Below are 14271 nucleotides of genomic sequence, written 5' to 3'. Positions count from 1 at the left end.
GTTTATTCAATGAAGCCCGCGACGTCAGCCGGGATGTGTTGCGGATGGGTAATTCTAATCTGTTTATGCCGTCCGAGTTCGCCTTTTTCAATCACGACCAGACTCTTGGCGACTCGAAACTGTTTGGCGAGGAATTTGGTCAGATGGGCATTGGCCTGCCCATCAACCGGCGGAGCGGTGATGGCGACTTTTAGTTCGTCGCCATGCAAACCCACGATCTGATCCCGGCTGGCTTTCGGCTGAATATACAGCCGAATCACCAGCGCATCGCCGTGGCGGGTAATGGCACTCACAGCAGAAACCACAGCCCCGGAAACAGGTCCATGCCCAGATAGTTGAGCATATACAGAATCAGAATCACCGCCATCGCGGAGAAATCGATGCCGCCCATAACCGGAATAACGCGGCGGAGCGGCGCCATCAGCGGTTCGGTCAACTGATGCAGCAGATACTCGATTGGGCTACGGCCCTGACTGACCCAGCTCATAATCGAACGGATGATGATGACCCAGAAAACCAGATAGCCCGCGGATTTAATCAGCGAAATGAGCCCGACCAGCAGGTTCATTGGGCTAAGGGAAATCGCACCAACCTGAATCAACAGCAGTAACGGGTATTTGATCGTCGTGAGAATAAAGGCCAGCAGCAGCGAGGCGCTGTCAATCGGCCCTAACGACGGCAGAATGCGGCGCAGTGGCCCGACAATCGGCTGGGTGATTTTGACGACAAACTGCGACAGCGGGTTATAGAAATCGCTGCGTGACCACTGCATCCAGATGCGTAGCAGCAGGACCATTACATAGAGGTCGACCAGCGTTTTGACCAGAAAAGTCAGCGTGAGCATAAGTACGTCTTTTCCTTAATAAGATAAAGAATCGGGGAACCCGCTTTGGTTAAAAAAGCGTTTCCATTTCCTGTGCGCGAGCAATTGCCGCCTGCATGGCTTCAGCCACGGTTTGCGTCAACTGCTGTTCGTTTAATACCCGTAAGGCTTCTGCTGTGGTACCGCCCTTGGACGTCACATTTTCCCGTAGGGTTGATAGCGGCGTATCGGGATTGGCTTCAACCAGTGCGGCAGCGCCGGACGCGGCCTGTTGCACCAGTAGGCGAGCCGTTTCCTGACTGAACCCCTGACGGATGGCTTCCTGCTGCATCGCTTCCATAAACAGGAAGAAATAAGCCGGTGCGCTGCCCGCTGCGGCGATCACGCCGTTAATACCTTGTTCGCTCTCCACCCAGCACATTTTACCGACGCTCTGCATCAGCTGTGCGGTGAAGTCTTTATCAGCCTGACTGACGGAGGCGGGGGCATACATCCCGCTCATGCCTTTGCCGACCAGAGACGGCGTGTTTGGCATAATCCGCACGATATTCAGTGGCTCGCCCAGGAGCGCCTGAAAACGGGCGATGTTGATGCCTGCTGCAATCGAGAGCACCAGCTTACCGCTGAAGTTGACCTGTTCACGTAGCGGTTCGCAAACCGTTGCCATCATCTGCGGCTTGACGGCCAGCACAACGACGTCGGCTTCCTGAGCGCAGCGTACATTGTCTGCGCTACTGATCACGCCATACTGTGCAGCCAGCGCATCACGGTTTTTACCCGAAGGCGCGCAGACGCTGATGTGTTGAGCGGGATAACCGCCGTTAACCAATCCGGCGATAATGGCCTGCGCCATATTCCCGGCACCAATAAACGCTATTTTACGTTGTTGCATCTGCATTATCGCTGATCACCTGTTCCGTTTGTATTCTGTCAAAGATGACGTGCTGTTCAGGGCGTGCCCTGCTGTTGATTCGTTTTTGACTGACTGTTTATTTATACGCTTTTGGCTGAATAGTCCCGCGCGCCAAAGATTGCCGTACCAATGCGCACCAATGTGCTGCCTGCGGTAATCGCCGCACGCATGTCGTCCGTCATCCCCATAGAAAGTGTATCAATGTGCGGATGATTTGCAGACAACGTTTGGAACAGCACAGCCATTTGCTTGAAAACAGCAAGCTGCTGCTCATAATCGGTTTCCGGTGCCGGAATCGCCATCAGGCCACGCAAGCGCAGGTTGGGCAGTGCGGCGACGCTGGCGGCGAGTTCCGCGAGTTCTTCTACCATAATGCCGGATTTGCTCGGTTCGCCGCTGATATTAATCTGCAACAGAACGTTTAACGGCGGCAAGGTGGTCGGACGTTGCTCACTCAGACGCTGCGCAATGCGCAGGCGATCCACGGTGTGAAACCAGTCAAAATTCTCAGCCACCAGCCGACTTTTATTTGACTGTAGCGGGCCGATAAAGTGCCACTCCAATGGCGTGTCCGGATGGTTTTCCTGGAAATAATGGATCTTCTCCACGCCTTCCTGAACATAGTTCTCGCCAAACGCCCGTTGCCCTGCCGCGATGGCTTCTTCGATCGCGCTCACAGGTTTGGTTTTACTAACTGCAAGTAGCGTAATTTCTTCTGGTGCCCGTGCGCAATGCGCCGCGGCGGTGGCGATTTGCTGCCGGATGTCCTGTAGATTCTGCTGGATTGTCGTCATGGTTATTCAGGAGGTTAATCTATGGAGTTGGATGAGTGGATGGCGCGTAGTGTAAAACATAATGCCTCGGATCTGCACCTTTGTAGCGGTCATCCGCCAGTGTTGCGTGTGGACGGGAGGCTACAGCCTGAAAATACCTTACCACGTTTAACGCCGGATCAGGTGGCGCAATGGTGCGATGCCTGGCTCGAACCGGCTCAGCGCGAGCAACTGCGGCAGATTGGTCAGGTGGACGGCGCATTAATGCTGCCTGATGGGCAACGCCTGCGGGTAAATGTGTTTCGCCAGCGGGAAGGGCTGTCTGCGGCGTTGCGCGTTATTCCATCCGCTCAGCCTTCATTGGAAGCGCTACACGCGCCACCCGTTTTCTCGACACTGCTGGAGAAACCGAACGGACTGATCCTGATTACCGGTGCGACAGGGAGCGGTAAATCCACAACGCTGGCGGCCATGCTTGGGGCGTTAAACGACTGCTGCGATCGCCATGTGATTACGCTGGAGGACCCGATCGAGTTTATCCATGCCAGCCGACGCTGCCTGATTCAACAGCGAGAGATCGGTGCGCACAGCGCGTCGTTTGCACTGGCATTACGGGCCGCACTGCGGGAGGATCCCGATGTCATTCTGTTGGGAGAACTGCGCGATACGGAGACGATTCGGCTGGCGCTGACGGCGGCGGAAACTGGCCATCTGGTGTTGTCGACGCTGCATACCCGCAGCGCATCGCAGGCGGTCGATCGTCTGGTTGACGTCTTTCCTGGTGAAGAAAAAGCCTATGTTCGCAGCCAGTTAGCTACCTGTTTGCAGGCGGTGGTGACACAAAAGTTGTTGCCTGCCGCGCAAGGGGGGCGAATCGCGCTTTATGAAGTGCTGACCGCCACCGCGGCAGTCAGTAATCTGATTCGGGAAGGGAAAACGCACCAACTCCCCGGCCTGATTCAGACGGGAGCCGCTGCGGGAATGCAGACGTTTGAGCAAAGCTACCAGCAGCGCTGTCAGGATGGGCTTATTTCACACAGTTACGCCCTTGCCGTTTAGCCGCATAGAGGTTTTCATCGGCTAACTGAATCCACTCCTCAACGGAGGCAAGATCGGAACGGTAGGCAGCAATGCCAGCGCTGATCGTGAAACACAGATTCTGGCGATCGTATTCCAGCGTATGCTGCTCAATCGCTTGTCGAATACGCTCAATCGTTACCACCGCCGTTTGGTAAGAGACCTCTTTTAACAGAATGATGAATTCTTCACCCCCAAGGCGGGCGACCAGATCTTCCTGACGCAGCGACATGCGCATGAGCATCGCCAGCTCTTTGAGGACGGCATCGCCAGCCAGATGGCCGTATTGATCGTTAATGTTTTTGAACAAATCGATATCGATAATCGCCAGACAACCTTTGTCGGTGTGCTGGCTTTGCTGCTTGAGTAGAAAAAAGGCGCTGGCCTGTTCGAAGAAGCTGCTGCGATTCGGTAGTCCGGTAAGAAAATCATGTCCCGCATTAAAGCGCAGAGACGCTTCTATCTGCGTGCGTTCATCCTCAAGCGAACGCGCATGAATAATGATGCCGAGCGTTTTCACCAGCGGTGCCAATAGTTCGATCATCGTTTGATCGTAACCTTCCCGGCGGTTAGCCAGTGCGATCATCCCGATTGCTTTACCGTTGTGGGTAATCGGAATCCCAAGTAAGGAATACAGTGCGGGATGGATGGGGGGAAGGTCTCGGCCAGCCTTTTGCCTCAGCAGGTTATTGGTGCACACCACCGTATTGTGGGTCACCACGTGACCAAACAGATTATCCAATTTACGGAGCCTCAAGCCGCCGTGGGTTCTGCGCTGGTGCCTGTACCAGTTCAGGGTTTCTTCATCCCAGGCCAGGTTGGAAATCGCGGGAAGATAGAGCAACTGGCCATCTTCATCTTCCTGCAATGTGGCGATGAAGCCGAAGGTGCTGTTGGTGACGCTAAGCAGCCGCTCAAAGACTTTATCGCAGGCGGAAAGCAAATTGTGGTCGAGCAGAAAGCTGTCGTGGACTGACAGCAGGATATCGAGAATGATGCCTTGCTGATGGGCTTTCTTTTCGGTTTCGACGTTTTGCGTGATGTTGTGAGCATATTTAATGATTTTTCTCACATTACCGTCGCTATCCATGACCGGACTATAGGTCGCCTGTATCCAGAATGAATGGTTGCCTTTGCCCAGTCGATGGAAGCGCCCGCTGACAGGGTGACCGCGATGCAAGGTTTCCCAGAATGTTTGATAGTCGGCTTGTTCAGTATAAAGAGGATCGCAGAGTGACTTGTGGTGCAGGCCGAGAATTTCTTTCTCTTCGTAGCCCGTCAGCATCAGGTAGTGTTTATTGACGTGGGTAATATAGCCGTCTTTATCAAATTCGATCACGCCTTGCGAGTTTTCAATCGCGTCTAGCTGTGCTCGGTGCTCAGACATCAGACGCTTTTCCTGAGTAATATCAAGCGCCAGCTTTATGACGCCAATACGGCGGCCTGAATGATCAATAATGGGCGTATAAGCCGCATGGAGCCAAATGATGTCTCCTTTTTGGGTTTTCCGTTGGAATTCCCCTGCGTTAATATTCCCTTTAATCACATCGTGCCAGAAATGATCGTGTTTTTGGCGCTGCGCTTCTGGCATAAAAAGCGTGTGGCTTTTCTGAATAATGTCTTCTTTTTTGTAGCCCAGCATTTTGCAAAAAAGAGGATTGGCTTCAATCAGTTTCCCTGCCAGGTCGAATTCGGCGATGGCATAAACGGAATTGAGTGCGAGCAGTTTGGCTTCATTGTCAAACCTGGTAATCAAATCAACATCAACTGACTGATTATTCATGTTTATATTTGCCTATATTCTTTCTGTCTTTACCCTTGATTCGCTGTTGTCAGAGGCATTCGTTTTATCATGAAGCCATCTGTAGTGTTATTGGGCGATCGACCGTCTCCCTTTTTTACGCGAAAATCAATGGAGCGAATTAATAAAATAGCCTGCTATTAATTAATTTAATAAATATTATATTAATAGGTAATTAATAACCTAGAACGCATGATTAATATCACCACTAGGAAATTTCTCTCATTATCTTTTTATTCAATGTATTGCCGTCATTGATTTTGCCGCTTTTACGCAGAAACTCTATTTATACGCTTATGTGTAAAAACAGAGAATAGCGGTAAAAAAATAATACTCAAATTATCTGAAAGTGTACCTATGAAATAGGTGTGTGAAGAGGGAAGAGGGTTCCTGCTTTTTCTCATTATTTATTCGGTTTTTTTAGGGAATATACGGAAGCGGAGCTATCTGCAAGGGGATGTCTGTAGTCAGCGCTGGGCCGACTACAGGCGGTGCAATACACCAATAAATTAGGAAAGGCGAGGATCGACCTGAAACAGCGCCATAGACCGCATCAACTGCTGGGACTGCTGCTCCAACGACTGCGTTGTTGCAGATGAGGCTTTGACGAGCTGTGCGTTGTGCTGAGCGACTTTGTCGATCTGTGTGAAGGCGACGTTAACCTGCTCAATACCGCGATGCTGTTCTTGCGTGGCGGTGGAAATATCTCGCATCAACTGTGTAATACGGATGATTTCGTCGGTCACTTCATCCATGGTTTCACCCGCTTTAGAGGCTAATTCAAGCCCTTCGGATACACGCGTCTGAGAATCTAGAATCAATGCGCGGATCTCTTTCGCTGCCTGCGCACTATGCTGCGCCAGATTGCGGACTTCTCCGGCGACGACGGCAAAGCCCCTGCCTTGTTCGCCTGCGCGAGCGGACTCGACGGAGGCGTTCAGCGCCAGAATGTTGGTCTGGAATGCGATGCCGTCAATGACGCTGAGAATGTCATTGATGCGCTTGGCGCTGGTGGCGATCTCCTGCATTTTTTCAATGACGTAACAGACGGATTCGTTGCTGCGGCTGCTGGTGTTTGAGACGTTATTGGCGAGCTGATGTGCGAGTTCTGCGTGATCGGCATTGAGTTTTACCGTCGCGCTCAGTTGCTCCATACTCGCTGCTGTCTGTTCCAGTGCGGCAACGGATTCTTCGGTGCGTTGGGAAAGCTGGGCGTTTTCTTCAAACAGTTCTCGGCTACCGAGATCGATTTGCGTGCTGGCGTCGCGCACCTGGCTAACCGACTCCAGCAGTGCCCCTTGCATACGGCCGATGGCATCATTGAGCCGACCCAGTTCGTTGTTTCCGCCTTGAATCAGGCGGCGCGTCAGATTACCGCCAGCAACCAGCTCCAACTGCTCAATTGCATAGTCCAGCGGTTTGAGCAGCATGTGACGCAGTGCGACCCAGGCTAATACAACCAGCGTGATAGACAACAGGCTGGCAATGGCAATGAGCAGCAGCATGATGCGCTCATTGTGCTCGGACTGCGCCAGACCCTGTTCGGAAAGTTGCTGAGCATACTGTCGGAAATTCTGGATCGACAAATCAAAGGCCTCACTCAGCGGGCCGAGCTGTTTTTCCAGAACGTCATAGTATTCGTCGGTATACTGTTTTTGCAGTGCGCTCAGCATCGGCGTCATGCCCTGCTGAAAATAGGCCTGATAGGTTTTCAATACGTCCTGCGCCAGCGCCTGCTGTTTAGGATCGGCATTGGCCGATTTGATCACGCGTTCAATGTCTTCCTGCGATTGGCGGAGATGTTTCTCTACGACCCCGGTTTCCTTGGCACCGTCGTCCAGCAGGCCGATCTCTATTTTCCTGACGGCGAGCGTTGCCGAGGCTCTCGCGCTGAGCGTCTGGTTATAGCCGCTCATCAGGTTGCCGAGCTCAATGCCCTGAATTTGATTTTGTGCTGTCAGCGTTTCCCTGTCTTTCTTAATGGCGACTACGCCCATGCTGCTGACGATAAGCAGCAACAGGGTAGTTAGCAGCAATAACGTTAATAAGCCGGTACGAATAGAAATATTTTTCAACCCCATGGTGTCCTTTTCCTTACGCCGCCTTCGTGGGTGATAACTCAGTCATCACTGGATGTGGTGTGTGCAACCAAAGAGAATACGTTATCTGTGTTGCGGTGAGATAAAATTAAAAAGATATGGCTGGGACAAAGGTTTGGGCAAGAAGGGCATCGCCAACGGAGCGCTTGCAACACAAAGGGTATAAATAATTAGCCGTAGCGTTTACGCCTGGTTTATTATCTGTTAACAGCGTTGGTTTTTCAGGGGCGTACTCAATACGCCAGTCAATGATACCCAGAGGTATCCGAGGTTTATGTGCAGTTAACAAGTTTTACGGATTATGGTTTGCGGGCGCTGATTTACATGGCATCGCTGCCGGGCGGGAAAATGACCAGCATTTCGGAAGTAACGGAAGTGTATGGCGTGTCTCGTAATCATATGGTCAAAATTATCAATCAACTTAGTCGTGCTGGGTTGGTGATGGCCGTGCGCGGCAAGAATGGCGGTATCCGTCTTGGAAAACCGGCAGAAACCATCCGAATTGGCGATGTTGTGCGCGAATTGGAGCCGCTCACGCTGGTTAACTGTAGCCATGAGTTTTGCCACATTACGCCAGCCTGTCGCTTAAAGCAGGTGCTTCAACAGGCGGTACAAAATTTCCTGCATGAGCTGGATCAATACACACTGGCTGATATGGTCAAAGAAAACCCGCCGCTTTATAAATTATTGTTGGTTGAATGAGTTTTGTTCAGCCTCCTGCTGATGACAACGGAGGAACCGCAATGTCACAAGATCCATTCCTGGAACGAGAAGCAGAAAAATACGAATCCCCCATCCCCAGTCGTGAATATATTTTGGCGCACATCGCCAAGCGCGATACCCCGATTAGCCGAGAAGAATTAGCCGCCGACCTGCAATTAACCGGAGAAGAAGCACTCGAAGCGCTGCGCCGTCGCCTGCGTGCGATGGAGCGTGATGGTCAGCTTATTTTTACCCGCCGCCAGTGCTATGCGTTGCCGGAAAAGCTCGATCTGCTGCGTGGTACGGTCATTGGTCACCGCGATGGTTTCGGCTTTCTACGCGTGGAAGGCCGCAAAGACGATCTTTATCTGTCGGCTGAAGAGATGAAACGGACGATTCACGGCGATGTGGCGCTGGCACAGCCGCTGGGTGCGGATCGTAAAGGACGTCGTGAAGGGCGCATTGTGCGCGTGCTGGAACCACGTACCGGACAAATTGTCGGCCGCTATTTTGTCGATGCCGGTGTCGGGTTCGTGGTGCCGGATGACAGCCGCCTGAGCTTCGATATTCTGATCCCGAAAGAAGAAATTAACGGTGCTCGCATGGGCTTCGTGGTGGTGGTTGAGCTGACGCAACGCGCCACACGTCGCACGAAAGCGGTGGGTAAGATCGTCGAGATCCTCGGTGACAACATGGGCACCGGGCTGGCGGTGGATATCGCCCTGCGTACCCATGATATTCCCCACACCTGGCCACCTAAAGTGGAAGAGCAGGTGAAGGATCTCTCCGAAGAGGTACCGGAAGCCGCGAAAAAAGGCCGTGTGGATCTGCGTAAGTTGCCGCTGGTCACCATTGACGGCGAAGATGCTCGCGATTTCGATGACGCGGTGCACTGTGAACCGAAACGTGGCGGTGGCTGGCGCTTATGGGTTGCGATTGCGGACGTGAGCTATTACGTCCGGCCGAATACGCCGCTCGATCATGAAGCGCGGGCGCGTGGCACCTCGGTGTACTTCCCGTCGCAGGTGGTGCCGATGTTGCCGGAAGTGCTATCTAACGGACTGTGTTCGCTCAACCCGCAGGTCGATCGTCTGTGTATGGTCTGCGAGATGACCGTCTCGTCGCAGGGTAAACTGTCGTCTTACAAGTTTTATGAAGCGGTAATGAGTTCACACGCGCGTCTGACCTACACCAAGGTGTGGAGTATTCTGCAAGGCGACGCCGAACTGCGCGAACATTACAAACCACTGGTAGGCGGGCTAGAAGAACTGCACCACATGTACAAAGCGCTTGAACATGCGCGTGAAGTGCGTGGCGGTATCGCGTTTGAAACCGAAGAAGCGAAGTTTATTTTCAACGCCGAACGCCGTATCGACCGTGTGGAAGCGGTGGTGCGTAACGATGCGCACAAACTGATCGAAGAATGCATGATTCTGGCGAATATCTCCGCCGCGAAATTTGTGGAGAAAAACGAAGAGCCCGCGCTGTTCCGCGTACACGATCAACCCAGCGAAGATCATGTATTAGCCTTGCGCAGCGTGTTGGGCGAGTTGGGGCTGACGCTGAAAGGCGGAATGAAGCCACAGCCGAAAGATTACGCAGAATTGATGAATGAGCTGGCTGACCGTCCCGATCGGGAAATGCTGCAAACTATGCTGCTGCGTTCAATGAAGCAGGCTATTTATGACCCGGAAAACCGAGGTCACTTCGGTCTGGCATTAACGTCTTACGGCCATTTCACGTCACCGATTCGTCGTTATCCAGACCTGTCGTTACACCGCGCGATTAAGTATCTGCTGAGCGATCGTCATGAGCGCTGGACGTCAACGGGCGGCTGGCATAGCGACATGAACGAAATGCTACAGCTGGGTATGCATTGTTCGATGACGGAGCGCCGTGCGGATGAAGCCACGCGTGACGTTGCGGACTGGCTGAAATGCGACTTTATGCAGGATCACGTGGGTGAGGTCTTTACCGGGATTATCGCCAGTGTGACCGGTTTCGGCTTCTTCGTTCGCCTGAAAGATCTGTTTATCGATGGGCTTGTGCATGTTTCCACGCTGGATAATGATTACTACCGCTACGATAATATCGGCCAGCGGTTGATCGGCGAATCGCGCGGGCAGGTTTATCGTCTGGGTGATGAAGTCGAAATTCGTGTTGAAGCCGTCCATATGGATGAGCGCAACATTGATTTCGCGTTAATTTCCAGCACGCGCAAGGTACGTGGCGAAGGTAAAACGGCGCGCGACCGTGTGAAGAAACCGGATTCGCGTGAGGCCAAGCCAGCTCGACGTCGTCGCAGCGCCAGCAAAGCGCCAGCAAACTTTGAGCCGGATGCCGCATTCCGCAAAGAAGGCGATAGCAACGCGAAGTCGGATAAGCCAAAAGCTAAACCGAAAAAGAACCGCAGTAAAGCGAAAAAGAACGTAGAAAAAACGAATAAAATTGCTGCCGCGACGAAGGCTAAACGAGCGAAGAAAAAGTCCGCTGAGTAAGGTTAGTTAGCCCGCCTCCTCTCTGTGAAGAGGAGGGGCGGGTAAACACCGCTATCTCTAATAAACGGGTACTGCCTGTTATGGTTAATTTGAAGAGTATCAATGAGCGAAATTATTTACGGTATTCACGCAGTTAAGGCACTGCTTGAGCGCGATCCACAGCGTTTTCTAGAAGTCTTTATTCTCAAAGGGCGCGACGATCGCCGTCTTCAGCCCGTAATTGCGGAGCTGGAAGCGCAGGGCATCGTTATCCAGGTGGCTAATCGGCAGTGGCTGGATAAGCAGGCTGAAGATGCGGTGCATCAGGGGATCGTCGCGAAAGTCAAAGAAGGGCGGAAATATCAGGAAAACGATCTACCCGCGCTGTTAGACAATCTGGAAATGCCTTTCCTGCTGATATTGGACGGCGTGACCGATCCACATAATCTAGGCGCTTGCCTGCGTAATGCGGATGGCGCTGGCGTGCATGCGGTGATTGTGCCACGCGATCGTTCTGCGCAACTCAATGCGACAGTGAAGAAGGTGGCCTGTGGCGCGGCGGAAACTGTGCCGGTTATCAGTGTGACCAATCTGGCCCGCACGATGCGCCTGTTGCAAGAGCGTAATATCTGGATTGTTGGCACGGCGGGTGAGGCGGATCATACGCTGTACCAAAGCAAACTGACCGGACCATTGGCGCTTGTGATGGGCGCGGAAGGGGAAGGCATGCGTCGTCTGACCCGCGAGCACTGTGATGAGTTGATCAGCATTCCGATGGCGGGCAGCGTGTCTTCACTGAATGTGTCTGTTGCGACCGGCGTGTGTTTGTTTGAAGCCGTTCGCCAGCGCGCGTAGTCAGAGCAGTAACCAATAGCAGAGAGGTGCCACAAGGCACCTCTCTGTCGTTTTATGCAGCAGATGTCAGCCTGCGAACCTCGTGTTGCGAAGGTTGTAAAAGCCGGAAAACGGAAACGGCATCAGAAAGTATGATCGCCTGTTGTTCCAGTGAGTGAGCAGCCGAAGAGGATTGCTCTACTAGCACGGTGTTTTGCTGCGTGTTCTGATCCATTTCTATAATGGCCTGACCGACCTGAGAAATACCGCGATGCTGCTCGTCCGACGCGGTAGTAATGTCTTTCATGATGGCGTGGACCTGCGTCACTGACTGTACAATCCCTTCCATGGTTTTCCCCGCACCGTTAACGAGTGCCGCGCCGTTATTAATCTGCGAAACTGATTCGCCAATGAGCGTATCGATCTCTTTGGCCGCCTGCGCGCTGCGCTGCGCCAGATTACGCACTTCGCTGGCGACAACGGCGAAACCGCGGCCTTGTTCACCGGCCCGCGCAGCCTCTACCGCGGCATTGAGCGCCAGGATATTGGTTTGAAACGCGATGCTGTTGATCATTGAGGTAATTTCGGCGATGCGGTGGGAGCTTTGCGCGATATCGTGCATGGTGTTGACGGCTTTAGAAACCTGCTCTCCCCTTGATTCGCGGTGTCAGAAGCATCCATAACCAGTCGGTTGGCCTGATGGGCGTTATCGGCATTCTGTTTCACCGTTGACGTCAGCTGTTCCATACTGGCGGCGGTTTCTTCAAGCGCGGCGGCTTGTTGCGTCGTGCGAGAGGAGAGATCGGCGTTACCGGCAGAAATTTCCCCTGCGGCATAGGAAATCTGGTTCGCGCTGAGGCGAATTTTATCAATCATGCTATGCAGATTGCTGTTCATCTGCCCCATGGCTGAAATCAATTGGCCTAATTCATCGCGGCGTTCATTATGAAGCTGTACGGTAAGATCGCCTTCCGCAATTGCGCGGGTGGCGTGTAACGCCTGATGTAGCGGGCGAACGATCTGCCGCGAGATCACAATGGCCGTGGTCAGACCGAGTATGATGGCAATCAGCGTAATCACGCCCAGCTGTATATCGCTGCTAATGACGTTACGGCCCGCGCGGGTCTCTTCCGTGAAGTAAAGCTTATTGATATTTTCCTGCAACACCGCCATCTGAGCGTTTAATTCACTGAGCCGCTGTTGGCTGACATTCGGGCTCATAACCTGCTGGCGCTGTGTAATATAGGCGCTGAGTGATGCGCTGATATCCTGAATGGTGCTTTTATCTTCTGTTGGCCAATCTCCCGTATCGATCGCTTTCAGCAGCGTTGATAGTTCTTCGCTAATGTTACCGATCGCACTGTCGTGCTGTTCCAGATACTGTGCTTTACGCTCCAGCGCATAGCCGAAGTTACCTTCCCGTGCGACAACGGTTTTGTCATACATGGCGCCAAGACGACTGATGCGTTTTAACGATTGGTCGCTATTGTATAATCCGTAAAAGCCGACCATGGAGAGGATCACTCCCATGACGAGCAATAAACCAAATCCTACCAATAACTTTCGTGTTACAGACAGGTTTTGAAATGACATCCAGCGCAGCATAAACCTCTTCCTTTCGTTCATTAATTATTTATTTTTCCGTCATTGCAGGCCAAGAACGGATTAGTTGTCGTTGTGTGTTTGTATAAATTATGTGTTGCAGTAGAAGGCAGGTGATGAATGTGAAACGTGCTCTTATCTAACTGATAAAAAATGCCTTATCTGTTATCGGCATTTCAGATGCAATGCTTATTCATTTTCTTAAAAAATGTGAGGGTACTCATGCGGAGATGACGGCCGGGGGATAAAGCGCTCCGTTGGGGATTCCTGCATTACTTATCACGTAAAGTCATGTATAAACGCTTTGCTATGCAATAATCATCTATACCTGTCATTCAAAAGGAATATCGCTATGCCTATTGTTACGTCGCTACTCGCTTTTGCGTCCTATTTCTTTATTGGGTTTGCTATGGTGCTAGCCTTTCTGTTTATCTACACCCGTATCACGCCGCATGATGAATGGGCGCTGATTAAAGAGAACAACGGTACGGCTGCTATTGGGTTTGGTGGGGCATTGATTGGCTATGTGATCCCGCTTTCCAGTGCGGCGATTAACTCGGTGAGTCTGGTGGATTACATCACCTGGGGCGTGGTTGCGCTGGTGGTGCAATTGCTGATTTATTTCGCTGTGCGCCTGTATATGCCGCGCCTCAGCCAGCATATTCAGAATAACGATATCGCTTCCGGCACCTTTCTCTGCGCTGCCTCGCTCAGCGGCGGGATCCTGAATGCGGCGTGTATGTCGTATTAATGTGCCGTGGCATGACAATACCGGGGATCTGCCCGGTATTGTTTTACTGGTCCCTTAGATTCAGCGATACAGCACGGCGCGCGCGAACCACATGCCGGGGAGCGTTGCTGCCTCGGATTTCAGCACAATCACATAATAATGCGCGCCGGAGGCATCGGCTTTCTGTTGAAGGGCGCGATCCACATCATCAGCATTTCCGCGCTCGTTAACCGAAATTGTCCCCATTTTTTCCAGCTTGCTGGTTTGCGCATAGCGAATTTCGAGTGCTTTCTCCGCAGGCGGTGGTGCCGCGACAGGCTTACCTTGTATGATCTGGCAGCCGGACAGCATCAGTATTAAGGGTAAGAAAAGTATCCGTACGAGGTTCATCGTATCAGCCTGACAGGAGTAGATAGCGGGAGTGTAGCGCTATCATCGGG

At 52.3% G+C, this 14271-nt stretch carries 12 protein-coding genes and 1 pseudogene; 5 read left to right on the top strand and 8 right to left on the bottom strand.

What is annotated here, in order from left to right; translation table 11 throughout:
- Positions 1 to 2 precede the first annotated feature (2 nt).
- From yggU to EO763_RS18130, 4 genes are all read right to left on the bottom strand, one after another.
- Complete coding sequence (gene yggU, locus EO763_RS18145; protein ID WP_010295005.1) at positions 3 to 293, bottom strand: DUF167 family protein YggU; 291 nt, start codon at positions 291 to 293, stop codon at positions 3 to 5.
- Positions 290 to 844 (bottom strand): YggT family protein, encoded by a 555-nt coding sequence (locus EO763_RS18140; RefSeq protein WP_010279107.1) that lies wholly within the window; start codon positions 842 to 844, stop codon positions 290 to 292. Before EO763_RS18140 ends, yggU begins: the two co-directional genes overlap by 4 nt.
- Positions 845 to 893: 49 nt before the next feature.
- Entirely contained in the window at positions 894 to 1715 is an 822-nt protein-coding gene (gene proC / locus EO763_RS18135) for a pyrroline-5-carboxylate reductase (protein ID WP_161530438.1), read from the bottom strand.
- A 101-nt stretch (positions 1716 to 1816) separates the two neighbouring features.
- Complete coding sequence (locus EO763_RS18130; RefSeq protein ID WP_161529789.1) at positions 1817 to 2530, bottom strand: YggS family pyridoxal phosphate-dependent enzyme; 714 nt, start codon at positions 2528 to 2530, stop codon at positions 1817 to 1819.
- Between the two features lie 21 nt (positions 2531 to 2551).
- Between EO763_RS18130 and EO763_RS18125 the strand changes: the two genes are divergently transcribed.
- Entirely contained in the window at positions 2552 to 3568 is a 1017-nt protein-coding gene (locus EO763_RS18125; protein ID WP_161529788.1) for a type IV pilus twitching motility protein PilT, read from the top strand.
- Here EO763_RS18125 and EO763_RS18120 read toward each other — a convergent pair.
- Positions 3537 to 5369, bottom strand: a complete 1833-nt coding sequence (locus tag EO763_RS18120) for a sensor domain-containing diguanylate cyclase (RefSeq protein WP_161529787.1) — start codon at positions 5367 to 5369, stop codon at positions 3537 to 3539. The two genes, EO763_RS18125 and EO763_RS18120, sit on opposite strands and share 32 nt — an antisense overlap.
- Positions 5370 to 5896: 527 nt before the next feature.
- Positions 5897 to 7468, bottom strand: a complete 1572-nt coding sequence (locus tag EO763_RS18115) for a methyl-accepting chemotaxis protein (protein WP_161529786.1) — start codon at positions 7466 to 7468, stop codon at positions 5897 to 5899.
- A 294-nt stretch (positions 7469 to 7762) separates the two neighbouring features.
- On the opposite strand from EO763_RS18115, the gene nsrR reads away from it, so the two are divergent.
- The 3 genes from nsrR to rlmB all read left to right on the top strand — a co-directional run bounded on the left by nsrR (position 7763) and on the right by rlmB (position 11520).
- Positions 7763 to 8188 (top strand): nitric oxide-sensing transcriptional repressor NsrR, encoded by a 426-nt coding sequence (nsrR, locus tag EO763_RS18110; RefSeq protein WP_010279087.1) that lies wholly within the window; start codon positions 7763 to 7765, stop codon positions 8186 to 8188.
- Positions 8189 to 8229: 41 nt separating this feature from the next.
- Positions 8230 to 10686, top strand: coding sequence for a ribonuclease R (gene rnr / locus EO763_RS18105; protein ID WP_161529785.1), 2457 nt, complete (start codon positions 8230 to 8232; stop codon positions 10684 to 10686).
- 102 nt (positions 10687 to 10788) lie between these two features.
- Positions 10789 to 11520 (top strand): 23S rRNA (guanosine(2251)-2'-O)-methyltransferase RlmB, encoded by a 732-nt coding sequence (gene rlmB, locus EO763_RS18100; protein WP_039490879.1) that lies wholly within the window; start codon positions 10789 to 10791, stop codon positions 11518 to 11520.
- Positions 11521 to 11572: 52 nt separating this feature from the next.
- Here rlmB and EO763_RS18095 read toward each other — a convergent pair.
- Positions 11573 to 13104 (bottom strand): annotated as a pseudogene (locus EO763_RS18095) (methyl-accepting chemotaxis protein).
- A gap of 349 nt (positions 13105 to 13453) precedes the next feature.
- On the opposite strand from EO763_RS18095, the gene EO763_RS18090 reads away from it, so the two are divergent.
- Positions 13454 to 13852, top strand: coding sequence for a DUF350 domain-containing protein (locus EO763_RS18090; protein ID WP_039361338.1), 399 nt, complete (start codon positions 13454 to 13456; stop codon positions 13850 to 13852).
- 60 nt (positions 13853 to 13912) lie between these two features.
- On the opposite strand, the gene bsmA is transcribed toward EO763_RS18090, so the two are convergent.
- A complete protein-coding gene (gene bsmA, locus EO763_RS18085; protein ID WP_161529784.1) occupies positions 13913 to 14221 on the bottom strand; it encodes a biofilm peroxide resistance protein BsmA in 309 nt (102 codons plus the stop codon).
- Positions 14222 to 14271: the final 50 nt, after the last annotated feature.

The sequence above is a fragment of the Pectobacterium odoriferum genome (assembly GCF_009931295.1).
GTDB classification, from domain to species: domain Bacteria; phylum Pseudomonadota; class Gammaproteobacteria; order Enterobacterales; family Enterobacteriaceae; genus Pectobacterium; species Pectobacterium odoriferum.
This window is presented reverse-complemented; position numbering and strand designations above follow the sequence as displayed.

Excerpts from the sequence above, each read along its gene's own strand:
- EO763_RS18140 (WP_010279107.1), bottom strand. The coding sequence starts at position 844 with ATGCTCACGCTGACTTTTCTGGTCAAAACGCTGGTCGACCTCTATGTA.
- proC (WP_161530438.1), bottom strand. The coding sequence starts at position 1,715 with ATGCAACAACGTAAAATAGCGTTTATTGGTGCCGGGAATATGGCGCAG.
- EO763_RS18130 (WP_161529789.1), bottom strand. The coding sequence starts at position 2,530 with ATGACGACAATCCAGCAGAATCTACAGGACATCCGGCAGCAAATCGCC.
- EO763_RS18125 (WP_161529788.1), top strand. The coding sequence starts at position 2,552 with ATGGAGTTGGATGAGTGGATGGCGCGTAGTGTAAAACATAATGCCTCG.
- EO763_RS18120 (WP_161529787.1), bottom strand. The coding sequence starts at position 5,369 with ATGAATAATCAGTCAGTTGATGTTGATTTGATTACCAGGTTTGACAAT.
- EO763_RS18115 (WP_161529786.1), bottom strand. The coding sequence starts at position 7,468 with ATGGGGTTGAAAAATATTTCTATTCGTACCGGCTTATTAACGTTATTG.
- rnr (WP_161529785.1), top strand. The coding sequence starts at position 8,230 with ATGTCACAAGATCCATTCCTGGAACGAGAAGCAGAAAAATACGAATCC.
- rlmB (WP_039490879.1), top strand. The coding sequence starts at position 10,789 with ATGAGCGAAATTATTTACGGTATTCACGCAGTTAAGGCACTGCTTGAG.
- EO763_RS18090 (WP_039361338.1), top strand. The coding sequence starts at position 13,454 with ATGCCTATTGTTACGTCGCTACTCGCTTTTGCGTCCTATTTCTTTATT.
- bsmA (WP_161529784.1), bottom strand. The coding sequence starts at position 14,221 with ATGAACCTCGTACGGATACTTTTCTTACCCTTAATACTGATGCTGTCC.